This is a genomic window from Pseudomonas sp. BN515 (genome assembly GCF_029873155.1).
Lineage (GTDB): Bacteria > Pseudomonadota > Gammaproteobacteria > Pseudomonadales > Pseudomonadaceae > Metapseudomonas.
The window spans coordinates 25,354-49,079 of sequence record NZ_SSOH01000024.1 but is presented as its reverse complement, the minus strand read 5'-3'; the positions used below and the strand labels follow the sequence as shown (position 1 = coordinate 49,079).

The 23,726-nt window shown below is 65.2% G+C and carries 21 protein-coding genes; 16 read left to right on the top strand and 5 right to left on the bottom strand.

Annotation, left to right across the window (positions count from 1 at the left end; translation table 11 throughout):
- Nucleotides 1–115: 115 nt before the first annotated feature.
- The 15 genes from flhB (at nt 116) to E8E91_RS06240 (ending at nt 15,701) form a co-directional block, all read left to right on the top strand.
- Nucleotides 116–1,252, top strand: a complete 1,137-nt coding sequence (flhB, locus tag E8E91_RS06310; RefSeq protein ID WP_280369389.1) for a flagellar biosynthesis protein FlhB — start codon at nt 116–118, stop codon at nt 1,250–1,252.
- Between the two features lie 214 nt (nt 1,253–1,466).
- Complete coding sequence (gene flhA, locus E8E91_RS06305) at nt 1,467–3,590, top strand: flagellar biosynthesis protein FlhA (protein WP_280369387.1); 2,124 nt, start codon at nt 1,467–1,469, stop codon at nt 3,588–3,590.
- Nucleotides 3,591–3,605: 15 nt separating this feature from the next.
- Nucleotides 3,606–4,955, top strand: coding sequence for a flagellar biosynthesis protein FlhF (gene flhF / locus E8E91_RS06300; RefSeq protein WP_280369385.1), 1,350 nt, complete (start codon nt 3,606–3,608; stop codon nt 4,953–4,955).
- Nucleotides 4,956–5,030: 75 nt separating this feature from the next.
- Complete coding sequence (gene fleN / locus E8E91_RS06295) at nt 5,031–5,864, top strand: flagellar synthesis regulator FleN (RefSeq protein ID WP_280375043.1); 834 nt, start codon at nt 5,031–5,033, stop codon at nt 5,862–5,864.
- Complete coding sequence (fliA, locus tag E8E91_RS06290; protein WP_280375042.1) at nt 5,861–6,607, top strand: RNA polymerase sigma factor FliA; 747 nt, start codon at nt 5,861–5,863, stop codon at nt 6,605–6,607. Before fleN ends, fliA begins: the two co-directional genes overlap by 4 nt.
- Nucleotides 6,608–6,690: 83 nt before the next feature.
- Complete coding sequence (locus E8E91_RS06285; RefSeq protein ID WP_003083073.1) at nt 6,691–7,065, top strand: chemotaxis response regulator CheY; 375 nt, start codon at nt 6,691–6,693, stop codon at nt 7,063–7,065.
- Between the two features lie 19 nt (nt 7,066–7,084).
- Nucleotides 7,085–7,873 carry a protein phosphatase CheZ gene (locus E8E91_RS06280; RefSeq protein WP_280375041.1) on the top strand — a complete coding sequence of 263 codons (789 nt, stop codon included), beginning with the start codon at nt 7,085–7,087 and terminating at the stop codon, nt 7,871–7,873.
- A gap of 11 nt (nt 7,874–7,884) precedes the next feature.
- The gene (locus E8E91_RS06275; RefSeq protein ID WP_280375040.1) at nt 7,885–10,116 is read left to right on the top strand and encodes a chemotaxis protein CheA; all 2,232 of its coding nucleotides are present in this window, start codon (nt 7,885–7,887) and stop codon (nt 10,114–10,116) included.
- 44 nt (nt 10,117–10,160) lie between these two features.
- Entirely contained in the window at nt 10,161–11,273 is a 1,113-nt protein-coding gene (locus E8E91_RS06270) for a chemotaxis response regulator protein-glutamate methylesterase (RefSeq protein ID WP_280375039.1), read from the top strand.
- A 16-nt stretch (nt 11,274–11,289) separates the two neighbouring features.
- A complete protein-coding gene (locus E8E91_RS06265) occupies nt 11,290–12,030 on the top strand; it encodes a flagellar motor protein (protein ID WP_190830117.1) in 741 nt (246 codons plus the stop codon).
- Nucleotides 12,031–12,040: 10 nt separating this feature from the next.
- Nucleotides 12,041–12,928: a flagellar motor protein MotD gene (motD, locus tag E8E91_RS06260; protein WP_280375038.1), complete on the top strand. Its 888-nt coding sequence runs from the start codon at nt 12,041–12,043 to the stop codon at nt 12,926–12,928.
- 47 nt (nt 12,929–12,975) lie between these two features.
- Complete coding sequence (locus tag E8E91_RS06255; RefSeq protein WP_280375037.1) at nt 12,976–13,764, top strand: ParA family protein; 789 nt, start codon at nt 12,976–12,978, stop codon at nt 13,762–13,764.
- Nucleotides 13,765–13,851: 87 nt separating this feature from the next.
- Nucleotides 13,852–14,715 (top strand): CheW domain-containing protein, encoded by an 864-nt coding sequence (locus tag E8E91_RS06250; RefSeq protein ID WP_280375036.1) that lies wholly within the window; start codon nt 13,852–13,854, stop codon nt 14,713–14,715.
- A 94-nt stretch (nt 14,716–14,809) separates the two neighbouring features.
- Nucleotides 14,810–15,289, top strand: coding sequence for a chemotaxis protein CheW (locus tag E8E91_RS06245; protein WP_016493839.1), 480 nt, complete (start codon nt 14,810–14,812; stop codon nt 15,287–15,289).
- 1 nt (nt 15,290) lies between these two features.
- Entirely contained in the window at nt 15,291–15,701 is a 411-nt protein-coding gene (locus E8E91_RS06240; protein WP_280369361.1) for a DUF2802 domain-containing protein, read from the top strand.
- A gap of 59 nt (nt 15,702–15,760) precedes the next feature.
- Here E8E91_RS06240 and E8E91_RS06235 read toward each other — a convergent pair whose 3' ends face one another.
- The 3 genes from E8E91_RS06235 to E8E91_RS06225 all read right to left on the bottom strand — a co-directional run bounded on the left by E8E91_RS06235 (nt 15,761) and on the right by E8E91_RS06225 (nt 21,013).
- Nucleotides 15,761–18,535, bottom strand: a complete 2,775-nt coding sequence (locus E8E91_RS06235; RefSeq protein WP_280375035.1) for an HAD family hydrolase — start codon at nt 18,533–18,535, stop codon at nt 15,761–15,763.
- A gap of 33 nt (nt 18,536–18,568) precedes the next feature.
- Nucleotides 18,569–18,868 carry a hypothetical protein gene (locus E8E91_RS06230; RefSeq protein ID WP_280375034.1) on the bottom strand — a complete coding sequence of 100 codons (300 nt, stop codon included), beginning with the start codon at nt 18,866–18,868 and terminating at the stop codon, nt 18,569–18,571.
- Nucleotides 18,869–18,931: 63 nt separating this feature from the next.
- Nucleotides 18,932–21,013, bottom strand: a complete 2,082-nt coding sequence (locus tag E8E91_RS06225; protein WP_280375033.1) for a hypothetical protein — start codon at nt 21,011–21,013, stop codon at nt 18,932–18,934.
- A gap of 391 nt (nt 21,014–21,404) precedes the next feature.
- Here E8E91_RS06225 and E8E91_RS06220 point away from each other — a divergent pair, with 391 nt between their 5' ends.
- Nucleotides 21,405–21,842: a rhodanese-like domain-containing protein gene (locus E8E91_RS06220; RefSeq protein ID WP_280375032.1), complete on the top strand. Its 438-nt coding sequence runs from the start codon at nt 21,405–21,407 to the stop codon at nt 21,840–21,842.
- Here E8E91_RS06220 and E8E91_RS06215 read toward each other — a convergent pair.
- Entirely contained in the window at nt 21,823–22,152 is a 330-nt protein-coding gene (locus E8E91_RS06215) for an EscU/YscU/HrcU family type III secretion system export apparatus switch protein (protein ID WP_280375031.1), read from the bottom strand. The two genes, E8E91_RS06220 and E8E91_RS06215, sit on opposite strands and share 20 nt — an antisense overlap.
- Nucleotides 22,149–23,687, bottom strand: coding sequence for a flagellar hook-length control protein FliK (locus E8E91_RS06210; RefSeq protein WP_280375030.1), 1,539 nt, complete (start codon nt 23,685–23,687; stop codon nt 22,149–22,151). Before E8E91_RS06210 ends, E8E91_RS06215 begins: the two co-directional genes overlap by 4 nt.
- Between the last annotated feature and the right edge of the window lie 39 nt (nt 23,688–23,726).

Genomic DNA, 23,726 nt, shown 5'->3' with positions numbered 1-23,726 from the left:
GTAGGCGAGGCAGCCAAGACAAGGCGAGAACAGCCGAAAAAGCGGAGTTTACTTCCTGTAAATGAGCATTTTGAGGCTGTTCTCAACGCAGTATTGGCAACGCAGGTAGTTTTCCATGGCGGAAAGTGAGAGCGGGGCGGACAAGAGCGAGGAACCCACAGGTAAACGGTTGCAGGAGGCCCGCGAGAAGGGCCAGATCGCCCGTTCGCGGGAGCTCAACACCCTTGCCGTGACCCTGGCAGGAGCTGGCGGCGTGCTGGCCACCGGCGGCGGCATGGCGGACATGCTGATGAAGCTGATGCAGTCCAACTTCGACCTGCCACGGGCGGTGCTGATGGACGAGCGCAGCATGGGACTGTTCCTGCTGGCCTCGGGCAAGATGGCGCTCGATGCGCTGCTGCCGCTGCTGATCACCCTGCTGGTGGTGTCGATTGTCGGCCCGATCTCCCTCGGCGGCTGGCTGTTTTCCACCGAAGCCCTGATGCCCAAGTTCAGCCGGATGAACCCGTTATCCGGGCTCAAGCGGATGTTCTCGCTGCACGCTCTGGCGGAGCTGCTCAAGGCCTTGGCGAAGTTCGCATTGATCCTGCTGGTGGCTCTGGCGGTGCTCAACTCCGACCGTGACGACCTGTTGGCGATTGCCCATGAGCCGCTGGACATGGCCATCCTGCACAGCGTCCAGGTGGTGGGTTGGAGCGCGGTCTGGCTCGCCTGTGGCCTGATCCTCATCGCCGCCGTGGACGTGCCTTTCCAGCTCTGGGACAACAAGCAGAAGCTGATGATGACCAAGCAGGAAGTGCGCGACGAGTACAAGGACTCCGAGGGCAAGCCCGAGGTCAAGTCGCGCATCCGCCGCCTGCAGCGGGAAATGGCCGAGCGCCGCATGATGGCCGCCGTGCCCCAGGCCGATGTGGTCATCACCAACCCGACCCACTTCGCCGTGGCGCTGAAGTACGACGCCGAGAAGGGCGGTGCGCCGGTGCTGCTGGCCAAGGGTAACGACTTCACCGCGTTGAAGATCCGCGAGATCGCCCAGGACAACAAGGTGACGGTTATGGAGTCCCCGGCGCTGGCGCGGGCGGTGTACTACTCCACCGAACTGGACCAGGAAATCCCCGCCGGCCTCTACCTGGCCGTGGCCCAGGTGCTGGCCTACGTCTACCAGCTCAAGCAGTTCCGCGCCGGCCGTGGCAAACGCCCGGCGCCGCTGAACGACCTGCCGATTCCGCCGGATTTGCGGCGCGACGAGTGATGGCCTGACGGCCAAGCCGCGCTTTTGTTGTGGGAGCGAATTCATTCGCGAATAAATTCGCTCCCACAATTTCCCCAATTACGAATTCTCTCATCTGAATCAACCCCTTAACGAAGTTGGAAAGCTTCTTGCACAAGGGGGATCAGGACGCATCGACGCGTCAAAAGATTGGATGAGCGGAGCGGGGCTCCGTGAAAGGGGTAGGGGAGTAGCAGTGGATCGTACGCAACTGATCGGCAATGTCCGCAACAACCTGCTGGGCATCGGTCGCGGCAACCTCGGGGTGCCGCTGCTGGTGCTGGTGATGCTGGGCATGATGACCCTGCCGGTGCCGCCGTTCCTGCTGGACGTCTTCTTCACCTTCAACATCGCCCTGTCCATCGTCGTCCTGCTGGTGTGCGTGTACGCCATGCGCCCGCTGGACTTCGCCGTCTTCCCGACCATCCTGCTGGTCGCCACCCTGCTGCGCCTGGCGCTGAACGTCGCCTCCACCCGTGTGGTGCTGCTCCACGGCCAGGACGGCCATGACGCCGCGGGCAAGGTGATCCAGGCCTTCGGCGACGTGGTAGTGGGCGGTAACTATGTGGTCGGTGCAGTGGTCTTCGCGATCCTGATGATCATCAACTTCGTGGTGGTCACCAAGGGTGCGGGCCGTATCTCCGAGGTGAGCGCGCGTTTCACCCTGGACGCCATGCCCGGCAAGCAGATGGCGATCGACGCCGACCTCAACGCCGGTCTGATCGATCAGGCCGAAGCCAAGAAGCGCCGCTCCGAGGTCTCCCAGGAGGCCGACTTCTACGGCTCCATGGACGGTGCCAGCAAATTCGTTCGTGGCGACGCCATCGCCGGTCTGCTGATCCTCTTCATCAACCTGCTCGGTGGCATGGCCATCGGCATGCTGCAGCACGGCCTGAGCTTCGGCGACGCCGGTCGTATCTACTCGCTGCTGACCATCGGTGACGGCCTGGTAGCGCAGATCCCGTCCCTGCTGCTGTCCACCGCGGCCGCCATCATGGTGACCCGTGTGTCTTCCTCCGAAGACATGGGCCAGCAGGTCAACCGCCAGATGTTCGCCTCGCCCAAGGCGCTGGCGGTATCCGCGACCATCCTCATCGCCATGGGCCTGGTGCCGGGCATGCCGCATGTTTCCTTTATCGGCCTGGGCCTCGTGGCCGCCGGTGGTGCCTACTGGATCTGGCATCGGCAGAAGCAGGTCAAGGAGCAGGCGGTGCAGGAGGAGCAGCGTCAGCAGGAACTGCTGCCGGCCCAGCGCGCCCAGGAAACCAAGGAGCTGGGCTGGGACGATGTGACCCCGGTAGACCTCGTCGGCCTGGAAGTGGGATACCGGCTGATTCCGCTGGTGGACCGCAACCAGGGAGGCCAGTTGCTGGCGCGGATCAAGGGCGTGCGCAAGAAGCTGTCCCAGGAGATGGGCTTCCTGATGCCCTCGGTGCATATCCGCGACAACCTCGACCTGCTGCCCAACGCCTACCGGCTGACGTTGATGGGTGTCAGCGTGGCCGAGGCGGAGGTCTACCCGGACCGCGAACTGGCGATCAACCCCGGCCAGGTGTTTGGCACCCTCAACGGCGTCGCCGCCAAGGATCCGGCGTTCGGCCTGGAAGCGGTGTGGATCGACGCCAGCCAGCGTGACCAGGCGCAGTCCCTCGGTTACACAGTGGTGGATGCCAGCACCGTGGTCGCTACCCACCTCAACCAGGTACTGCACAAGCACGCCCATGAGCTGCTGGGTCACGAAGAAGTGCAGCAACTGATGCAGAACCTCGCCAAGAGTTCGCCGCGCCTGGCCGAAGAGCTGGTGCCCGGCATGGTGTCGCTGTCCACGCTGCTCAAGGTGCTCCAGGCGCTGCTGCAGGAGCAGGTGCCGGTACGCGACATCCGCACCATCGCCGAAGCCATCGCCAACGTGGCACCCAAGAGTCAAGATCCCGCCGCGCTGGTGGCGGCGGCTCGTGTCTCGCTGTCCCGTGCAATCGTGCAAAGCATTGTGGGACTAGAGCCGGAGCTGCCTGTGATCACTCTGGAACCCAGGTTGGAACAGATATTGCTGAATAGCCTGCAGAAGGCCGGACAAGGTTCGGAAGATGGCGTTCTCCTCGAACCCGGAATGGCCGAGAAGCTGCAACGTTCCCTGGTGGAAGCGGCGCAGCGCCAGGAAATGCTCGGCAAGCAGGCGATCCTGCTGGTGGCCGGGCCGATCCGGGCGATGATGTCGCGCTTCGCAAGGCTCGCCGTGCCAACCATGCACGTACTGGCCTACCAGGAAATACCGGACAACAAGCAGGTCACCATAGTCGCGACTGTGGGGCAGAACTAACCGAGGTCAAGGACCATGCAGGTCAAACGTTTCTTCGCCGCCGATATGCGTCAAGCCATGAAGTTGGTGCGTGATGAACTGGGCGCGGATGCCGCCATCATCGGTAATCGTCGGGTTGCCGGCGGTGTCGAGTTGACCGCGGCGCTGGACTACCCGCTGCCCGCGCCGGCCCCGAGCAAGCCGAACCCGGCCCTCGAAGCCGAACTGCGCAAGACCCAGGCGCGCATCGCCCAGGCCCAGGCCGAACTGACGACCCGTGCCATCGCCGATGCCGGCAAGGACCGTCAATTGTTCGCCGGCCAGCCGCTGACCGCCATCGAGCCGGAACTGCCGGAATCCGCCCTGGCCGCCGCCATCGAGCGTCCGCGCGCCGTGCCGCGCCCGGTGGAGCCGGTCAGCGCGCCGAAATCTGCCGGCGTGGACCAGGCTGCCCTGGACGCAATGCGTTTCGAGCTGAGCGGCCTGCGCGAACTGATCGAAGTGCAGCTGGGCTCCATCGCCTGGGGCCAGATGCAGAGCCGCCGTCCGCAGCAGGCCAGCCTCTGGCGCCGCCTGCAGCGCATGGGCCTGCCGGCCGAACTGGCGCGCGCCCTGCTGGACAAGGTGGCCAAGGTCAGCGATCCGCGCCAGGCCTGGCGCATGTTGCTGGCGCACCTCGCACACGCCATCCGCACCCCGCAGATCGAGCCGATGGAAGAGGGCGGTGTGATCGCCCTGGTCGGCCCGGCCGGCATGGGCAAGACCACCACCCTGGCCAAGCTGGCTGCCCGCTACGTGCTCAAGTACGGCGCGCAGAACGTCGCCCTGGTGAGCATGGACAGTTTCCGCATCGGCGCCCAGGAACAGATCAAGACCCTTGGCCGTATCCTCAATGTGCCGGTGACCCTGGTCGACCCGGGCCAGTCCCTGACCCAGGCCGTGGCTCCCCTGACGCGCAAGCGCGTTGTGCTGATCGATACCGCTGGTCTGCCAACCAACGATCCGGCCCTGACCATGCAGCTCGAAGCGCTGGCCAGCCGGGCGATAAACGCGAAGAATTACCTGGTGATGGCGGCTACCAGCCAGAGCCAGGTGCTCAAGGCGGCCTATCACAGCTACAAGCGTTGCGGCCTGGTCGGTTGCATCATTACCAAGGCGGACGAAGCGGCCAGCCTGGGCGAGGTTTTGGGGCTGGCTATCGGCCAGCATCTCCCGGTAGCCTATCTGGCCGACGGCCCGCGAATTCCGGATGATCTGCAGGTTCCCCGCAGCCACCAGCTGGTGAGCCGCGCGGTCAGCCTTCAGGCTCCGGAAGACCCGAGTGAAGAAGCCATGGCCGACCTGTTCGCCGGGCTTTATCAGAATCCGGCGCGGCGCGCCGGTTGAAGAATGTGTAAGCCGCCCAGAGGGGCGGTGCTGGACAGCCAAATGGCCCAGTCGACCTAAGGCAAGGTATTTGAAATGGGTAGTATGCATCCCGTACAGGTGATCGCGGTGACCGGCGGCAAGGGTGGCGTCGGCAAGACCAACGTGTCGGTGAACCTATCGCTGGCACTGGCCGATCTCGGCCGCCGCGTCATGTTGTTGGACGCCGACCTCGGTCTGGCCAACGTCGACGTCCTGCTCGGCCTCACCGCCAAGCGCACACTGGCTGATGTGATCAATGGCGAATGCGACCTGCGCGACGTGCTGTTGCAGGGACCGGGGGGCATCCGCATCGTCCCGGCCGCCTCCGGCACCCAGAGCATGGTGCAGCTTTCGCCCATGCAGCACGCCGGCCTGATCCAGGCATTCAGCGAAATCAGCGACAACCTCGACGTGCTGGTGATCGACACCGCCGCCGGTATCGGCGATTCGGTGGTCAGCTTCGTCCGTGCGGCGCAGGAAGTGATTGTGGTGGTCTGCGACGAACCGACCTCCATCACCGACGCCTACGCGCTGATCAAGCTGCTCAACCGCGACTACGGCATGAGCCGCTTCCGCGTGCTGGCCAACATGGCCCACAGCCCGCAGGAAGGGCGCAACCTGTTCGCCAAGCTGACCAAGGTCACCGACCGTTTCCTCGACGTCGCCCTGCAGTACGTAGGCGCCGTTCCGTACGACGAGTCGGTGCGCAAGGCCGTGCAGAAGCAACGCGCGGTCTATGAAGCCTTCCCGCGCTCGAAGTGCTCGCTGGCCTTCAAGGCCATCGCGCAGAAGGTCGACAGCTGGCCGCTGCCGGCCAATCCGCGGGGCCACCTGGAGTTCTTCGTCGAGCGGCTGGTCAAGCAGCCCTCTGCGGAAAGCCCTGTATGACACCCGCCACTGGACTGCGTATGTACGGCAAGGCTCAGGCAAGGGATTCGCAGCATCAGTTGATCGAGCGCTATGCCCCCCTGGTCAAGCGCATCGCCTATCACCTGCTCGCGCGCCTGCCAGCCAGCGTACAGGTGGAAGACCTGATGCAGTCCGGGATGATCGGCTTGCTCGAAGCCTCGAAGAAATACGACGGCACCAAGGGCGCCAGCTTCGAAACCTACGCCGGTATCCGCATTCGCGGAGCCATGCTCGACGAGGTCCGCAAGGGCGACTGGGCACCGCGTTCGGTGCACCGCAATACCCGCATGGTGAGCGACGCCATTCGCACCATCGAGGCAAGAACAGGACGCGACGCTAAAGATCAGGAAGTTGCTGCCGAACTTGGATTGAGTCTCGAAGACTACTACGGCATCCTGAGCGACACCTTGGGCAGCCGCCTGTTCAGCTTCGATGACCTGTTGCAGGAAGGCGAGCAGGGCGGTCTGCGCGAGGACGCCGGTGTCACCCAATTTTCACCTTCCCATGATTTGGAAGACGAACGCTTCCAGGCTGCGCTGGCCGATGCCATCGCGAACCTGCCGGAGCGTGAGCGCCTGGTGCTGGCGCTGTATTACGACGAAGAACTGAACTTGAAGGAAATCGGTGAAGTGCTGGGGGTCAGCGAATCGCGTGTCAGCCAGTTGCATAGCCAGTGCGCGGCACGTTTGCGCGCACGGCTCAGCGAATGGCGCGCGCGCTGAACGGCACACCGCTTTCAGATTTGAACGGCGCACCCGGCAAGAGGGGCGTTTGAGACTGTACGGAGGTCGACTTGGACAAGAACATGAAAATCCTCATCGTTGACGATTTCTCGACGATGAGACGCATCATCAAGAACCTCTTGCGCGACTTGGGTTTCACCAATACCGCTGAAGCCGATGACGGCACCACGGCCCTGCCGATGCTGCACAGCGGTAACTTCGATTTCCTCGTGACCGACTGGAACATGCCCGGCATGACCGGCATCGATCTGCTACGCGCCGTGCGTGCCGACGAGCGCCTGAAGCACCTGCCGGTCCTGATGGTGACTGCCGAAGCCAAGCGTGACCAGATCATCGAAGCGGCCCAGGCCGGTGTGAATGGCTATGTGGTCAAGCCTTTCACCGCTCAGGTGCTGAAAGAAAAAATCGAGAAGATCTTCGAGCGGGTCAACGGCTGATGTCAGCCGCGAGGGCACCATGGACCAGAATGAACACCTGCTGGGAGACTTCGAGTCGACCCTGAAAGACCGTGCGCGGGAACTGGTGGAAAGCCTCGAGAAAGGCAACTTCACAGACGCCGTGCAACTCATCCACGAACTCAATCACGTCCGTGATCGCGGCCTCTACCAGGAAGTCGGCAAGCTCACCCGTGAGCTGCACAACGCCATCGTCAACTTCCAGATCGACCCGCATCTGCCCCACGCCCAGGAAATGTCGCAGATCGCCGACGCGACCGACCGCCTTTCCTACGTGGTGCACATGACCGAGAAGGCCGCCAACCGCACCATGGACCTGGTGGAGGAAAGCGCGCCGCTGCTCAACGGCCTGAGCGACGAAGCCCAGCAGCTGGGCGAGGAGTGGGGCCGCTTCATGCGCCGGGAAATCGGCGCGGACGGGTTCCGCGACCTGGCTCGCCGCATCGAGCAGTTCCTTGCCCGCAGCCAACGCGATACCGACGCCCTGTCGAGCAAGCTGAATGACATCCTGCTGGCCCAGGACTACCAGGACCTCACCGGTCAGGTCATCAAGCGCGTGACCCAACTGGTCACCGAGGTGGAAAGCAACCTGGTCAAGCTGGTGATGATGGCCAGCCAGGTCGATCGATATGCCGGCATCGAGCACGACCATGCCGTACTGCGCGCCGAGCTGGAACAACAAAAAAGTCCTTCCAGGGGTGAAGGTCCGCAGATCCATGCCGATATACGTGAAGACGTGGTGTCCGGACAGGACGACGTCGACGATCTGCTATCCAGCCTTGGCTTTTAGGGAGCGCTCATATGAGCTTCGACGCCGATGAAGAAATCCTCCAGGACTTCCTGGTAGAGGCCGGCGAGATTTTGGAGCAACTGTCCGAGCAGCTGGTCGAGCTGGAAAGCCGCCCGGACGACATGGACCTGCTCAACGCGATTTTCCGTGGTTTCCACACTGTGAAAGGTGGTGCCGGCTTCCTCCAGCTCAATGCCCTGGTGGAGTGCTGCCACATCGCCGAGAACGTCTTCGACATCCTGCGCAAGGGCGAACGCCGCGTGGATGCTGAACTGATGGACGTGGTGCTGCAGGCCCTGGACACGGTCAATGAGATGTTCAGCGAAGTGCGCGAGCGCAGTGAACCGACGCCCGCCACTCCGGAGCTGCTGGCAGCCCTGTCGCGACTGGCCGAGCCGGCCGGTGCCGAGCCTGCCCCCGTAGCTGCCGCTCCGGCGACCGCTGCGCCCGTCGAAGCACCGGCTCCCGTAGAAGCTACCGCCGATATCACCGACAGCGAGTTCGAGCAGTTGCTCGATGCGCTGGGTGACAGTGCTGGCAAGGCCGCCGAACCGGTCGCCGCCGCCACTGATGAAATCACCGACGACGAATTCGAAGCGCTGCTCGACCAGCTGCACGGCAAAGGCAAGTTCGTCGGTGCCGCTGAGCCGGAAGCCGTTGTCGCCGCCCACGCGTCCGCCTCGGCGCTGGCCACTGCCGGTGCGGGTGACGATATCTCCGATGACGAGTTCGAAGACCTGCTCGACCAGTTGCACGGCAAGGGCAAGTTCAACGGTGCCGTGGAAGCGACCGCCAGCGCTCCAATTGCGCCCGCAGCTCCCGCCGTGCCGGCCATTCCCGCTGCCGGTGGCGAAAACATCACCGACGACGAATTTGAAGCACTGCTCGACCAGCTGCATGGCAAGGGCAAGTTCAACGGTGCCAGCGAGGAGCCTGTCCCTGCGCCTGCTGTGAGCCGTCCGGCTCCCGCACCTGCACCCAAGCCGGCGCCCAAGGCGGAACCCGCCCCCGCGCCGCGCCAGGCTGCAGCGCCCGCTGCCGGTAACGGCGCGGCCGGTCCTGCCGTGGCCAGCGAGGCGGAAACCACCGTACGGGTGGATACCGCGCGCCTGGACGAGATCATGAACATGGTCGGCGAGCTGGTGCTGGTGCGTAACCGCCTGGTGCGCCTGGGTGCCAACAGCGGCGATGAATCCATGGCCAAGGCCGTGTCCAACCTGGACGTGGTCACCGCCGACCTGCAGACCGCCGTGATGAAGACGCGGATGCAGCCGATCAAGAAAGTCTTCGGTCGCTTCCCGCGCCTGGTCCGCGACCTGGCGCGCAACCTGAAGAAGGAAATCAACCTCGAACTGGTGGGCGAGGACACGGACCTCGACAAGAACCTGGTCGAGGCCCTGGCCGATCCGCTGGTGCACCTGGTGCGCAACGCCGTCGACCACGGCATCGAATCCCCGGACGAGCGCGAGGCCGCCGGCAAGCCGCGTACTGGCCGCGTGGTGCTGTCCGCCGAGCAGGAAGGCGACCACATCCTCCTGATGATCACCGACGACGGCAAGGGCATGGATGCAGCCGTGCTGCGTGCCAAGGCGGTGGAGAAGGGGCTGCTGGACAAGGACGCCGCCGAGCGCCTGACCGAGCTGGAGTGCTACAACCTGATCTTCGCCCCGGGCTTCTCGACCAAGACCGAGATTTCCGACGTGTCCGGCCGTGGCGTCGGCATGGATGTGGTGAAGACCAAGATCTCCCAGCTCAACGGCACGGTGAACGTGTACTCGCAGAAGGGCTCGGGCTCGAAGATCGTCATCAAGGTCCCGCTGACCCTGGCGATCATGCCGACCCTGATGGTGATGCTGGGCAACCAGGCCTTCGCTTTCCCACTGGTCAACGTCAACGAGATATTCCACCTCGACCTGTCCCGCACCAACGTGGTGGACGGCCAGGAAGTGGTGATCGTCCGCGACAAGGCACTGCCGCTGTTCTACCTCAAGCGCTGGCTGGTACGTGACGCCGCGGTGGAAGAGCAGGGCGAGGGCCATGTGGTGATCCTCTCCGTGGGCACCCAGCGCATCGGCTTCGTGGTCGACCAACTGGTGGGCCAGGAGGAGGTGGTGATCAAGCCGCTGGGCAAGATGCTCCAGGGCACGCCGGGCATGTCCGGCGCCACCATCACCGGCGATGGCCGTATCGCGCTGATCCTCGACGTGCCGAGCATGCTCAAGCATTACGCACGCCGTGGTTGATCTGGGGCGGCCAGGACTGGCCGCCCGCTAGGAGCTTTTTTCTTATGGCAGTCAAGGTTCTGGTGGTGGATGACTCCGGGTTCTTCCGCCGCCGTGTCTCGGAAATCCTTTCTTCCGACCCCAATATCCACGTGGTGGGCACTGCCACCAATGGCCGCGAAGCCATTGACCAGGCGCTGGCGCTCAAGCCCGATGTCATCACCATGGACTACGAGATGCCGATGATGGACGGCATCACCGCAGTGCGGCACATCATGCAGCGCTGCCCGACGCCGGTCCTGATGTTTTCCTCGCTGACCCACGAAGGCGCCCGCGTCACCCTCGACGCCCTGGATGCCGGTGCGGTGGACTTCCTGCCGAAGAACTTCGAGGACATCTCGCGCACCCCTGAGAAGGTCAAACAGCTGCTCTGCGAGAAGGTGCACAGCATCGCGCGCAGCAACCGCCGCTACAGCAGTTTCAGCGCGCCGGCGCACTCGGCCCATCCGAGTCCGGCTCCGGCCAGCAGCGCCCCGGCGCGTCCGGCCCATGTCCCGGCACAGCCGAGCCATGCCGCGCCAGCTGCCCCGGCCAGCTCCGCCGCCCCAAAGCGTAAGGCCTACCGGCTGGTCGCCATCGGCACCTCCACCGGCGGGCCGGTTGCCCTGCAACGCGTGCTTACCCAACTACCGGCCAATTTTCCGGCGCCCCTGGTGCTGATCCAGCACATGCCGGCGGCCTTCACCAAGGCTTTCGCCGAGCGCCTGGACAAGCTCTGCCGGATTTCCGTCAAGGAAGCCGAGGATGGCGACGTGCTGCGCCCAGGCCTGGCCCTGCTGGCGCCCGGTGGCAAGCAGATGATGGTCGACGCCCGTGGTTTGGTCCGCATCCTGCCCGGTGACGAGCGCCTCAACTACAAGCCCTGCGTGGACATCACCTTCGGCTCGGCGGCCAAGTCCTACAATGACAAGGTCCTGGCCGTGGTGCTGACCGGCATGGGCGCCGATGGACGGGAAGGCGCGCGTCTGCTGAAGCAGGGCGGCAGCCAGGTCTGGGCCCAGGACGAAGCCAGCTGCGTGATCTACGGCATGCCCATGGCGGTGGTGAAGGCCAACCTGGCCGACGCCGTCTATGGCCTGGACGATATCGGTCGCCACCTGGTCGAGGCGTGCATGTGATGGAGAAACCCAGGTAATGGATGTACTGAGCCTCATCGGGGTAATCCTGGCCTTCGTCGCCATCATCGGCGGCAATTACCTCGAAGGCGGCCACGCCGCGGCCCTGCTCAATGGGCCGGCGGCGCTGATCGTCCTGGGCGGCACCCTGGGCGCGGCATTCCTGCAGACGCCCATGAGCATCTTCAAGCGTGCCCTGGCCATCATTCGCTGGATTCTCTTCCCGCCCCAGGTGGACCTCGCCGGTGGCATCACCCGCGTGGTGAACTGGAGCATGACTGCGCGCAAGGAAGGCCTGCTGGGCCTGGAGCCCGTGGCTGACGGCGAGCCCGATCCCTTCGCTCGCAAAGGCCTGCAACTGCTGGTGGATGGCGCCGAGCCGGAGTCCATCCGCAGCATCCTCGAAGTCGACCTCTTCACCCAGGAAGGCCGCGACCTGCAGGCCGCCAAGGTATTCGAGAGCATGGGCGGCTACGCCCCCACCATCGGCATCATCGGCGCCGTCATGGGGCTGATCCACGTCATGGGCAATCTGGCCGATCCCAGTCAGCTCGGCGGCGGCATAGCCGTGGCCTTCGTCGCCACCATCTACGGCGTCGGTTTCGCCAACCTGCTGCTGCTGCCCATCGGCAACAAGCTCAAATCCATCGCCATACGCCAGTCGCGTTATCGCGAGATGCTGCTGGAGGGCATCCTGTCCATCGCCGAAGGCGAGAACCCGCGCTCCATCGAACTCAAGCTGCAAGGCTTCATGGATTGAGGAACGGAGCATGGCGCGCAGGCGGCATCAGGAAGAACACGAGAATCACGAACGCTGGCTGGTGTCCTACGCGGACTTCATCACCCTGCTGTTCGCCTTCTTCGTGGTGATGTACTCCATCTCCTCGATCAACGAAGGCAAGTACAAGATCCTTTCCGAAACCCTGGTGGGCGTGTTCAACCAGCCGGACCGTTCGATCAAGCCGATCCCCGTGGGCGAGGAGAAACCGCGCACCACCGAGCCGGACCGTTCCATGGTGGAGGAGAGCGAGCGGACCCAGACGTCGATCGACGATCCGGGCGCCGATCCGTTGCAGGAGATCGCCCAGAGCATGCGCGACGCCTTTGGCGAGCTGATCAATTCCGACCAGGTGAACGTGCGCGGCAATGAACTCTGGGTGGAGATCGAAATGAACTCCAGCCTGCTGTTCCCCAGCGGCGATGCCATCCCCAATGACACCGCGTTCAGCCTGATCGAGAAGGTCGCCAGGATTCTGGCACCCTACGACAACCCGGTGCATGTGGAAGGCTTCACCGACAACATGCCCATCGCCACTTCGCAGTTCCCGTCCAACTGGGAGCTGTCCACGGCCCGGGCCGCCAGCATCGTGCGGATGCTGGCGATGGATGGTGTGGCACCAGGACGCCTGGCGGCAGTGGGCTACGGTGAATTCCAGCCGGTGGCGGACAATGCCACCGCCGAAGGGCGCTCGCGCAACCGCCGTGTGGTGCTGGTGATTTCCCGCAACCTCGATGTGCGCCGCGCCGTGAGCGGTGTCGGCAGTGCCAATGCGAAACCGGATGCCGCGTTGAAGCGGGCTGGCACGCAACCTGCACCAGCAGCGCCAGCACAGGCCCCTGAAACGGGTGCCGTCAATTCCCCGTCGCCTGCCCCGTAGGGCCGGTGAAGAGTCTCGGTGCCAGCGCAGCCGGGAGGATGAAGAAGATGAGAGTCTGGGCAGTAGCCAACCAAAAAGGTGGAGTCGGCAAGACCACCACATCCATCGCCCTCGCGGGCCTGCTGGCAGATGCCGGCAAGCGCGTCGTGGTGGTGGACCTCGACCCCCACGGGTCGATGACCAGCTATTTCGGGCATGACCCGGACACGCTGGAACACAGCTGCTTCGACCTGTTCCTGCACCAGGGTGGCGTGCCCGATGGCCTGCCGCGCGAACTGCTGCTGCAGACCAGCCACGAACGCATTTCCCTGCTGCCTTCCAGCACCGCACTGGCCACCCTGGAACGTCAGTCGCCGGGGCAGAATGGCCTCGGCCTGGTGATCGCCAAGAGCCTGGCGCAGCTCTGGCAGCAGTTCGACCACGCCATCATCGACAGCCCGCCGCTGCTCGGTGTGCTGATGGTCAACGCCCTGGCGGCCAGCCAGCAGCTGGTGATCCCGGTACAGACCGAATTCCTCGCGGTGAAGGGCCTGGAGCGCATGGTCAGCACCCTCGCCATGGTCAACCGCTCGCGCAAGCAGGCACTGCCCTACACCATCGTTCCGACCCTGTTCGACCGCCGGACCCAGGCGTCGCTCAACACCCTCAAGGTGCTGCGCAACAACTACCCGGAGAACCTCTGGCAGGCCTACATCCCGGTGGACACCCGCCTACGGGATGCCAGCCGCGCCGGCGTCACGCCGTCCCAGTACGATGCCAACAGCCGTGGCGTGATTGCCTACCGCGCCCTGCTCAAGCACCTGCTCAGCCAGCAACTGGCTGCCCAGGTGGCCTGAGATGCCACGTGTCGTCGATCGCCGGGACTCAAGTGAAGCGCTCCGCCTGCCGATAGGCTCTACAGATCAATCCCGTGGGTTCCCAACATGAGTCGTCCCGTCGCCACCGCCACCCGCCCGCAACTGGCCCTGCAGTCTTACCTGGATGCGCTGTTGCACGAGGCCTCGGTCGAATTGGCCGAAAGCATCAGCCGGGACGAGTTCGAAGCCGCGGTGCTGGAAGAGCAGGTTCGTGATGCTCGCCTGACCCGCGTGCTGGCCGAGGCGCCCCTGCTGGCACCCGAGCCGCTGGCCGCGCCGGTGGCGCTGGCCGTCGAAGCGGAAGTGGAACCGCTGCTGGTGCTGGAGCCCGAGCTCCTGGCGCCGGCGCCAGTCGTGGCCGAGCCCGAGGCGCTGCCGGTGCAGGCGCGCGTCGAGCCGCTGGTGGAACTCGGCGTTTCCAATACGTCGCAGGCCGATGTGCCGATGCTCATTGCCGAGGGCCGCCCGGCCTGGGGCGAGGAGCCCTTCGAGTGCCTGCTGTTCGACGTTGCCGGCCTGACCCTGGCCGTGCCCCTGGTGTCCCTCGGATCCATCTATGCCCTGGCTGGCCAGGAACTGACGCCGCTATTCGGCCAGCCGGACTGGTTCCTCGGCATACTGCCGTGCCAGGCGGGCAACCTGAAGGTGCTGGATACCGCGCGCTGGGTGATGCCCGAGCGCTATCGCGACGACTTCCGCGAGGGCCTGCAGTACGTCATTTCGGTACAGGGCTACGAGTGGGGACTGGCGGTGCATCAGGTCAGCCGCTCCATCCGCCTGGACCCGAATGAAATCAAATGGCGCAGCCAGCGTAGCCAGAGACCCTGGCTGGCCGGTACCGTGATCGAACATATGTGCGCGCTGCTGGATGTCTCGGCCCTTGCCGAGCTGATCGCCAGCGGCGCCATCAAGCGCATGTCGCTGAATTGAGGGGAGAGGTCCTGCAGGCTGCGGGGCCCTGTGAATAAGACAGCGGGTCAACCCGCGAACGCCGCCCAGGGTGGCTCAAGAGAGGCTAGGGAACATGAAGAAATCGTCCGCTCAAGGTGCCGAAGATCCCATCCTGCAATGGGTGACTTTCCGCCTGGACAACGAAACCTACGGCATCAACGTGATGCAGGTGCAGGAAGTCCTGCGCTACACCGAAATCGCGCCGGTGCCGGGGGCGCCGAGCTACGTGCTCGGCATCATCAACCTGCGCGGCAACGTGGTGACCGTGATCGACACCCGCCAGCGCTTCGGCCTCGGCCCGGCACCGGTGACCGATAACACCCGCATCGTCATCATCGAGGCGGACAAGCAGGTGGTGGGCATTCTGGTCGACAGCGTGGCCGAGGTCGTCTACCTGCGTCAGTCCGAGATCGAGACCGCGCCCAACGTCGGCAACGACGAGTCCGCCAAGTTCATCCAGGGCGTCTGCAACAAGAACGGCGAACTGCTGATCCTCGTCGAACTGGACAAGATGATGAGCGAGGAAGAGTGGTCCGAGCTGGAGAGCATCTGAGTTGATCTGGATTGCACTGCTCGCGTTTGCCCTCGCCCTGGCCTGCGTGGTTCTGGGCTGGACCTGCCACCGGCTGGCCCAGCGCCTGCGCCAGGAGGTCGAGGCGCAGGCCGCGCGCGATGCGGTGCGTGACCAGAAGTTCAAGGAGCTGACGCGTCGCCTGGAGGCCTACCTGGAAGGCACCGTGCGCATGGGCGAAGAGCTCCACGAACTGCGCCGCGTGGTTGCGCCCCTGCCGGACAAGCTGAGCCAGCTAGAGCAACGCGACCCCAGCAACCTTTCCTTCTCCCAGGCCGCGCGTCTGGTGGGGCTCGGCGCCAGCGTCGACGACCTCACCCAATCCTGCGGCCTGACCAAGGCCGAAGCTGAACTGGTGAGCAAGCTGCACCAGGCTCGGAAAGATTACGACTGAGCCATCCCCGGACGCGTTGCGTTCGTCTCGTCCGGGCGCCCCATTCGCGGGGCGCCAATCTATCCCTGGATCACCCGCACCTCCATCGCCACGCCGCCGACGATCCTGCCGTTTTCCCGCTGCAGCAGATCGACGGTAAAGCGTGAGCCGCGCCTGGCGTTGCCCGGAACCTGGACCCGCAATCCGATCCGCAGCGCTTCCGACGGTCGCAGGCGTACCGGCAGCCCTGTGCGTTCGCCATGAGCGAAGGCGAGTTCCAACGCCCCCGGAAACTGCTCGGCGAGCCGTTCCGGCACATGGCTGGTGAGCATTGTCGCGGCGAAGGCTGCGCCGTCGTCCGAATGGCTGCAGGAGCAATCCAGCCGCGAGGCGTCCTGGTGCGGCGGTGCTACCGGCAGCACACGGGCACTGCCCCGGACTGAGGCTGGCAGCGCGCGTTTCTCCAGCAACAGTCCCGCCGCCAGTGCTTCGAGTCCCTTCGGCCGCACCAGCTCAAGCTGGACGGTGCGCGAGAGTCGCGGTCGCAGGTTGATCGCCAACAGGGGCAGTACGATCCAGGCGTTCGGTGCCAGGTCGACCACTGTCAGGTTCTTCTGCGCCAGGTTGTTCTGTTCCCAGACATGGCGCCCCGCCTGCGGGCGGTCGAAGCGGGTGAAGACGCTGGCCAGCAGGCAGGGATGGCTGCCGGTGGGGGGAATCGCCGAGCGCGGCAGGCGCGCCTTGAGGATGCGGCTTTCGCCGGGACCGAGGTCGAAGGCGGCGGCTGCCGTCACGGCAGGCAGGAAGTCGGACGGATAAGTGAACTGGCTGCCGGCGTATTGCTTGATGTTGAAGCTGACCACCAGGTGGCGCGCGGTGGCGGTGGCGCTTCGATTGCGCACGCGTGCGTGGATCCAGTTGTCCTGGCCGTATTCCGGGTTCTGGTGCTCCAGGCCGTCGTCGTCCCGGTTGCGCACCCAGAGGTCGGGCGAGTCCCAGAAACGGCCGGGCCAATCATTGGCGCCAGGATCGGCCGCGTCATCGCGCAGCCAGAGATCGGGCAGCGGCGCTGGATCGGCAAAGCCGTAGACGAAACGGTGAAAGGCGTCCACGCAGTCCGGCTGTCCGGTGCGAGCCAGGAGGTGGCATTCGATGTCTTCGCTGCGGACCGGGCGCGCGTGGCGAGCCTGGTAGAAGGCGCGCATCTGGTCGCGCAAGGCGGCTGCCCCGGTCAATGCGGCGATGCCTTTCCAGAGGCGTTCGCCGGCGCCATAAGCGTCGAGGTGAGTGACCCTGACCCAAGGGTTGCGAGGGCAAAGAGCCAGGGCAGGGGCTGTGAAATCGAGAGGTTGCACGCCCCCGGCGCCGTTGTCGTTGTAGACCGTCCAGGATTCGTCGAACCAGGCGTCGGGCTGGCTTGCCGGCTTCAGGCCGCGTGCCCACCAGCTGTGGTACGTCTCGTGGCGCAGCGGACCGGTACCGCTGGTGGTGCCGCCGTCGTACTCCATGCCGCCCTGGTGGATGAAGGCGGTGAAGCGCCCGCCATGGACGTAGCGACCGGAGCTGTTCTCGTTGTCTGCGAGGAATCCGGCAATGGAACTGGCCTGGGTGGCGACGTTCACCGCGCTGCCGGCGAGCTTCCAGGCCGTCACCGCCACGGCGCTGCCCGAGACCGGCAGCACGGTATTGACCGTGGCGCTCTGCAGGCTGTCGCTCGGGCGCAGTTCCAGCAATGGCGAGAAGGCCGTGCTGCGTGCCGGAAAGGCGATGCTCCAGTGATTGCTGCCGAGGGCGCTGACCGTACCGTTGCTGATGGGCGTGTGGGCGACTGGCGTGTTCAGGAGCTGCAGGTCGAGCAGCAGTTCGAATTGGTCGTAGATCAGGTTCGCCGGGACGAATGCTTCGAGGTAGCGTCCTGCGCCGAGGTCGGTGAAGCCGAAGTTGAACACCAGTCGGGGACCTGCGCTCCAGGTGATCTGCGGCGCGTAGGAACCTGCAGTCGATGCTTGCGGCATGCCGACCGTGTAGGTCAGGCGCAGGCTGTGGGTGCTGCCGGCCTCCAGCACGTGGGCGAGCACGCGCAGGCTGGCGTTGGCGCCGCCGCCGAAATCGTGTGCGGCCACGTCGGCGATTGGAATGGGGGCGCCGTCCAGCCAGGCGCTTGTGGGCGTCTGGCGCAGGTCGAAGATGGGGCAGCCGGCATTGACGCCCAAGCGGAATTCGAAGGTGGCGTCGCCGCTGGCCTGTTGGGTTGCCGCGTCAAACGTGAGCGCAGCTTCGATTCGGGCGATGTCCACCGGCACGGCCCAGAGCCCATCCACGAGGCGGGGCGGTGGCGCCAGGTCGAAGTTGCTGCCTGAGGTGTCAGCCAGGGATGGCAGCAGGTGCAGCAGTCCGGCAAGGCCGGTGGCACATTCGCCGTCACCGGGAATACAGGCGCTGCCATTGCGCTTGAGTATCGCGCGCCATCCATAGCCACGTGCGGCGAGCACGTCTGGCGCGGATTCACTGATGAAGATAGCGCGCTCACTGGCAGCATCATGCTTCGCCTTTTGCCGGGCCAGGTCGAAGACGGGTTGTGCCGGTTTGCCGACATTGCCGGGGATTTCGGTGGACAGGGTGATGAGGCCGGGTTCGATGTATCGGCCCAGATGCAATTGGTCGAGTTGCGCCTGGACGGCCGCGACTGTGGTGCCGGCCGCCTGGTTGCTCAAAAGGCCCAGGCGGTAGCCGCGCGCCTTGAGGATCTGCAGGCAGTCGAGGGTGTCGGCGTAGCGCTGGCGCACGCTGCCCACGGTGGTGACCAGCGTGTCGCCCAGATCGAAGAAAATCGTGGTGGGGTAGGGGCCTGGCATATCGCCCTCCTGGCAATGATTCAGGCCGGCGTCTCAGGCATCGCGGCGATAGGTGATGCGGCAACCCGAGGCATCGGTGATGGTGAGGGTGTCGTGGTCCAGCTCGTAGCTGTAGGCGACCACGGCGTCATTGGCGGTGGAGAGCGCGAGCCTGCCCGGTGCATGGATGGCCCAGGTGCCACCGTCCCACCAGGTGAAGGTATCGGGAGGGGAGGCCTGCCCGAAATAGAGTCCGTTGGCCTGGAAGTGAAGATGGCCCGCATAGCCTTTCGCAGCGGCGGCCTCCGTGCTCCTTCGCCATTGGCCTACCAGTCGCGTATCCAGCTCTGTCATTCGTGTGACTCCGTAAAGGCTGGCGCGCCGACCCAGGCCGACGCGCCAGGTTTTCGCTACGCGTTACTTGGCGCGTGCCAGTGCGGCTGGCTTGGCCTTGCCCTTGAGCGCTTTTGCCAGGTCCTTGGTGGCGGCGCCGCCCGCGTCATCGATCAGTGAGGCCAGCTTGTCGCGCTCGGCATCGCTCATCACAACGTCGTGCTCAAGCAGTGCCGCGGCGGCCTTGGCGTCGGGCTTGCGCTTGAGGAAGCGGCGCGCCAGTCGCTTGGCGGCGACGGCGGCAAAGTGGGGTCTCAGCACCGCCGAGTCGAGTGCCGCGTCCAGTGCCGCCAGGCCTTCGTCGAGGTGATCCCCACCCAGTGCCAGCACCAGGTGCAGGTCAGGCGTGGCGAGCACCTTGTGCGCGGCTTCTGCGTGGCGGGCGTCCACTGCAGCGGTGACCATCACGGTCGTGCTGCCGGCCGCATGGGCGACCATGCCGTCGATCTCCCAGTGCACTTCGACCCGGACGTCATGGATGCCTGGCACGCCGAAGAGTGCGCCTTCGGCTCCGCGCAGGAGCGTCATGGAGCCTTCCAGGCGCTCGCCGGGCTGCAGTACGCGGAACGGACGGTCTTCGATGCAGTGCACCATCGTGCGGAAGCTGCGCACGCTGCCTGCCGGGTCTGCGACGCTGCCGCTGACGAAGTCGCTCTTCAGGCTCAGGGTCGCGGGTACCCGGACGGGTTGGTCCCCTCGATTGACCAGCGCCACGCCGACGCGTACGGGGGCACCCAATGGCACTTCGCCGAGCAGCGGAGCGACCTCCACCGCCAGGCCGAAGACTTCGGCTTCGAGGTCGGTCGGGGTGATGCTCGGGGTGCTGGTGGACGCACCGCCGAAGGCCACCGAACCGGGACGCACGAATGGGTCGGGGTAGTGGCGCAGCTGCTTGAGGTTGTCCGGGTGGAAGGACCACTGGATGTTGCTGGGGAAGGGGGTGGCCGGTGTGCCGGCGCTGGCGATCACGTCGCTGGTGCACATGAAGCCGTGGTCGGCGAAGTTGTGATAGAGCCCCATGGCATGCCCCAGTTCATGCACCGCGGTGCGGAAGTATGGCGCCGCCGCTGTACCGAAACGCTGGCCGCTGACCGTGCCCCAGCCGGGGTCGATGATCCAGTGCGAGGCGATGCCGATCCCTTCGCGCGGCACATTGTTGGAGTCGGTGCCGCTGGCGTCGTACATGATCCCGCGCGGCGTGGAGTCGATGTTCTTCACCGCGAGGATGTGGTAGCGCCATTCGCTGTCGAGGTTCACCACCGCGCGGCGCGCTAGCATCGCAGCGTGCATCTCGGCGTCGGACCAGGAGTTGCCGGAGGGTTCGGCGACGTTGGTGTCGCTGAGGTTCACCGCAGTCTGCCAGCCGATGGCATCCATCACCGTCGCCCAGGTGTGGCCGATGCCGCTATTGGTGGGCCGTTCGGAACCGCTCACTGTGTCGATCTCGATGCTGCAGCGGCGGAAGTAACTCGACAGCCAGCCCATGGTCAGGCGTCCGACCACCGTGTTGGCAGCGTTCTTCACGTCGCCCTCGGCATAGTCGGATGGTGAGGGGTAGCCGGCCGGTGCGGTCATCCGCGTCATCTGCGCGGTGAGGGTGGACTCCAGCACCCAGCTGTTCGGCGCGGTGAAGCGGTAGAGCTGGAAGCTGAGGCCGAAGCTGTTGCCGAGGTAGAAGTACTCCGGCAGCGCGGTCACCCGGATGTAATAGCGGTAGCGCGAGCGCGCCAGGATCGGGATGCCCGATGCCGGATTGGGCCCGGCGAGGAGGATCGGCTTGAGCGGCAGGTCGTGGGTGGCCACCGGCTGCCCCTGGAGCACCGGGAAGGGCATGGGGATGGGAATCGGCAGGAAGATCACTGGCCGCTGGTAGAGGTCGCCGCTGGCGGTGCGCCCGTCGCTGTGGCTTTCCACGCGCAGGGTCCCGTCGTAGGACACCAGCGGGGCGCCGCTCGGCTTGTAGTTCAGCAGCCAGCAGCCGGCGCGCACGCTGCGGATAGGCGGCAGGGTGATGCGTCCCGGCACCGGTAGCGGCAGATTGGGATTGAGCGCGGTGGTGACGGGGGCGGGGCCGTCTTCCTGGGTCGGCAGGATCAGGTCGGGCATGGGGGGGACGCTGTTTTGTTCTGGCAGGTTGGACACGTCGAACACTCCTATTCAACAAGGGGCGCACCCTGCCCGTGGAATCCAGCTTGCACGCGAGCGACTGCACTTCCGGTACGGTGCCCTTGAATTTGTCTCCTTCGATGAGGTTGGGTCATGCACGGCGACAATCGCATGACGTCAAAATTATGGGTCCGCAACAGCCCCTGTAAAACGCCGCTCATCGGCTGGAAGCCGCTTGGGACGAGGGTTCCAGCTATTTCGGAGTTGTCTGGAAGTGGTTTAGCGCGGAGTGTTCTTAGCCCGTCGTCGGGCCGCTTTGGATGCATCGGGTCCGGGTATGCGGACTGACCTAAGCTTAGATTCCGGGGCTTCTCTCCGGGGAGGTCCGGCGATGCGTCTACTTCCAATTCTGTTCTTGTGCCTGGTGCCCTATCTGCAAGCCCAGGAAGCCCCCATGGAAGTAGAGGGCGCAATGACGGTGAATGTGCTGCAGGCACGTTACCTGTATGAACGCGGGGCGATCTTCATCGATGTGCGGCCCACGCGCGAATGGACCTGGGGCCACATCCACGGCGCCTTGCACCTTGACCTGCTCGACCGTTTCAACGACCTGGCCCAGCCGCAATGGCCGAGGCAGATGCCGTTGGTGATCTATTGCGACAGCGAGGTCTGCCCCCACGGCGCCCACGCGGTGAAGATGGCCGTGAGCTGGGGGTATCGGCAGGTCTTCTACTTCCGCGAAGGCTATTTCGCCTGGCAGTTGCTGGACTTCCCGCAAGGCAAGGGCCTAGCGGGCGAGCGCTTGGTGTTCAGTCGCCCGGCCCCGTGAGCAGCGGCGGGGCAGGGGAGACGTCGCGCTCTGCGTCCGGGTCGAAGCCGGCCGGGCACTTGCCCTTGAGGTACCAGGCGAAGGCGATGATCTCCGCGATGGTGCGGTAGAGCGCCTCGGGAATGGCATCGCCCAGTTCCAGGCGCGCCAGCAGGCGCACCAGCTCGGCGTTTTCGTAGATGGGCACTTCGTACTCGCGGGCAATGGCGAGGATGGCTTCGGCCAGTTCGTCGTCACCCTTGGCGGTCAGGTTGGGAGCACTGGCACCGTCGTAGGAGAGGGCGATTGCCTGGCGGGGTTTCTTGCTCATGCGGTTTCGTCCACCCAGCGTTGCTCCAGTGTTGTGCGTTGCCCGCGCGATGGTTTGCCCTGGCTGCAGGCGAGTTCACCGACGGTCAGGCCGGCCGCTAGCAGACGATCGCGCAGGTTCGGGAGTTCGCGATCGATCAGTCCTGCAGTATCGGCGCGCTCCGCCCAGAGCTGGCTGGACAGGCTGCCCTGGACCAATTGCGCCTGGACCTGCAGCGGCCCCAGTGGCTCCAGGTCGAAGGCCAGCTCGATGCGCCAGAGGCTTTCCTTGCGCTCGCTCTTTTCCTGCTTTCCTTCCTGCTCCTGCTGCAGCTTGATCTGCAGTGGCACGATCTCCTGTTGATTGCGCATCGGCACTTCGAGCTGCCAGGTGGTCAGCAGGTTGCCTTCGGGCGTCACCTGGGTCTGGGCGAGGCTGGAGAGCTGGTGGGTCTGCAGCCGGGAGACGGCGGCGGCGGCCAGCTTGAGCAGGGTTTCCAGGTCGCCTTCTTCTTCGGCCGTCTGCGCCAGGCGCGAGGGCAGAGGGAAGCTGAGAGCCTGCTGGCGTGCGTTGGCCTGGCCGAGGGCGCCCAGGGCGCTACGGATGAAGGCCGGCAGGGCCTGGGCCATGGCGTTGCTGGTGCCGGTGGTGGGCAGACTGGTGGGCGTAGGCAGGGCGGGTAGCAATTGGGCGATCAGGCGCAGCAGGTTGGCCTTGAAGTCCTGGGGCAGGGCGCCGGCCTGGCCCGCCAGCAGACGCGATTCCAGCAGCGCGCCGCTGTTCTCCAGGGCGGCGGCCAGGGCCTTGGGATCGCCGAGTTGGCGGATGTCGGGCAGGGCGCCGAGCAGTTTGTCCATGGCGGCGCGCAGGCTGTCCGGCAGGTTCTCGCGGCCGGTGGACTGCAATGCACCCATCAGGGCTTCGAGGGAGCCCTGGCGGTTTTGTTGTCCGGCCAGTTGCTGGGTGAGTTCGAGCTGGTCGAGCTGCGTCGCCAGGGGCAGGAATTGCAGCATCTGGCTGCCCTGCACCTGGGCGCTGAGCAGGCTGCCGATGGCCAGCGGGCGGGGGCTTTCGATGTTGAGCTGGCTCCCGGCCAGCGGGGTGTTGAGCACATTGACCAGCACCTTGTAGACCGCCGCCTGGGCCTTGCCCTGGGCGGCCAACTCGCTGGACACCACCTTGCCCTGAACCAGGGTTCCCACCGGCAACAGGTCGAGGTCGAGGCTGCCAAGGGCGCGCTCGCCGCCCTTGAGGGCCATGACCAGGCGGGTATCGGACAGGGCGGTGACGTTGAGCAGGCTGCCCTGGACCAGCGGGCGCGGGCTGCTGGCTTCCAGGGTGGTCTGGCTACCGTTGCCCAGGGTCAGCTTGAGCAGGACCTGGAAGCTCTGCGCCGTTTCCTTCAGCGCAATGACTTCGGCGTCGGCGCTTTCCCCGGCAGAGAGCAGGCCGTCGAGCGGTTGCAGCAGCTTGAGCGCCATGTCCACGGGGTTCTGCGCGGGGCGGACGGCGGGCTGGGTCGGCGGGAGAGGACGCGTACCGCTGATTTCGGTCATAGAAGGGGTTACAACCTGTCGAAAAAGCTCGCTTCGGGG

Coding starts and splice junctions, on each gene's coding strand:
- flhB (WP_280369389.1), top strand. CDS start 116: ATGGCGGAAAGTGAGAGCGGGGCGGACAAGAGCGAGGAACCCACAGGT.
- flhF (WP_280369385.1), top strand. CDS start 3,606: ATGCAGGTCAAACGTTTCTTCGCCGCCGATATGCGTCAAGCCATGAAG.
- fleN (WP_280375043.1), top strand. CDS start 5,031: ATGGGTAGTATGCATCCCGTACAGGTGATCGCGGTGACCGGCGGCAAG.
- fliA (WP_280375042.1), top strand. CDS start 5,861: ATGACACCCGCCACTGGACTGCGTATGTACGGCAAGGCTCAGGCAAGG.
- E8E91_RS06285 (WP_003083073.1), top strand. CDS start 6,691: ATGAAAATCCTCATCGTTGACGATTTCTCGACGATGAGACGCATCATC.
- E8E91_RS06280 (WP_280375041.1), top strand. CDS start 7,085: ATGGACCAGAATGAACACCTGCTGGGAGACTTCGAGTCGACCCTGAAA.
- E8E91_RS06275 (WP_280375040.1), top strand. CDS start 7,885: ATGAGCTTCGACGCCGATGAAGAAATCCTCCAGGACTTCCTGGTAGAG.
- E8E91_RS06270 (WP_280375039.1), top strand. CDS start 10,161: ATGGCAGTCAAGGTTCTGGTGGTGGATGACTCCGGGTTCTTCCGCCGC.
- E8E91_RS06265 (WP_190830117.1), top strand. CDS start 11,290: ATGGATGTACTGAGCCTCATCGGGGTAATCCTGGCCTTCGTCGCCATC.
- motD (WP_280375038.1), top strand. CDS start 12,041: ATGGCGCGCAGGCGGCATCAGGAAGAACACGAGAATCACGAACGCTGG.
- E8E91_RS06255 (WP_280375037.1), top strand. CDS start 12,976: ATGAGAGTCTGGGCAGTAGCCAACCAAAAAGGTGGAGTCGGCAAGACC.
- E8E91_RS06250 (WP_280375036.1), top strand. CDS start 13,852: ATGAGTCGTCCCGTCGCCACCGCCACCCGCCCGCAACTGGCCCTGCAG.
- E8E91_RS06245 (WP_016493839.1), top strand. CDS start 14,810: ATGAAGAAATCGTCCGCTCAAGGTGCCGAAGATCCCATCCTGCAATGG.
- E8E91_RS06235 (WP_280375035.1), bottom strand. CDS start 18,535: ATGCCAGGCCCCTACCCCACCACGATTTTCTTCGATCTGGGCGACACG.
- E8E91_RS06230 (WP_280375034.1), bottom strand. CDS start 18,868: ATGACAGAGCTGGATACGCGACTGGTAGGCCAATGGCGAAGGAGCACG.
- E8E91_RS06225 (WP_280375033.1), bottom strand. CDS start 21,013: ATGCCCGACCTGATCCTGCCGACCCAGGAAGACGGCCCCGCCCCCGTC.
- E8E91_RS06220 (WP_280375032.1), top strand. CDS start 21,405: ATGCGTCTACTTCCAATTCTGTTCTTGTGCCTGGTGCCCTATCTGCAA.
- E8E91_RS06215 (WP_280375031.1), bottom strand. CDS start 22,152: ATGAGCAAGAAACCCCGCCAGGCAATCGCCCTCTCCTACGACGGTGCC.
- E8E91_RS06210 (WP_280375030.1), bottom strand. CDS start 23,687: ATGACCGAAATCAGCGGTACGCGTCCTCTCCCGCCGACCCAGCCCGCC.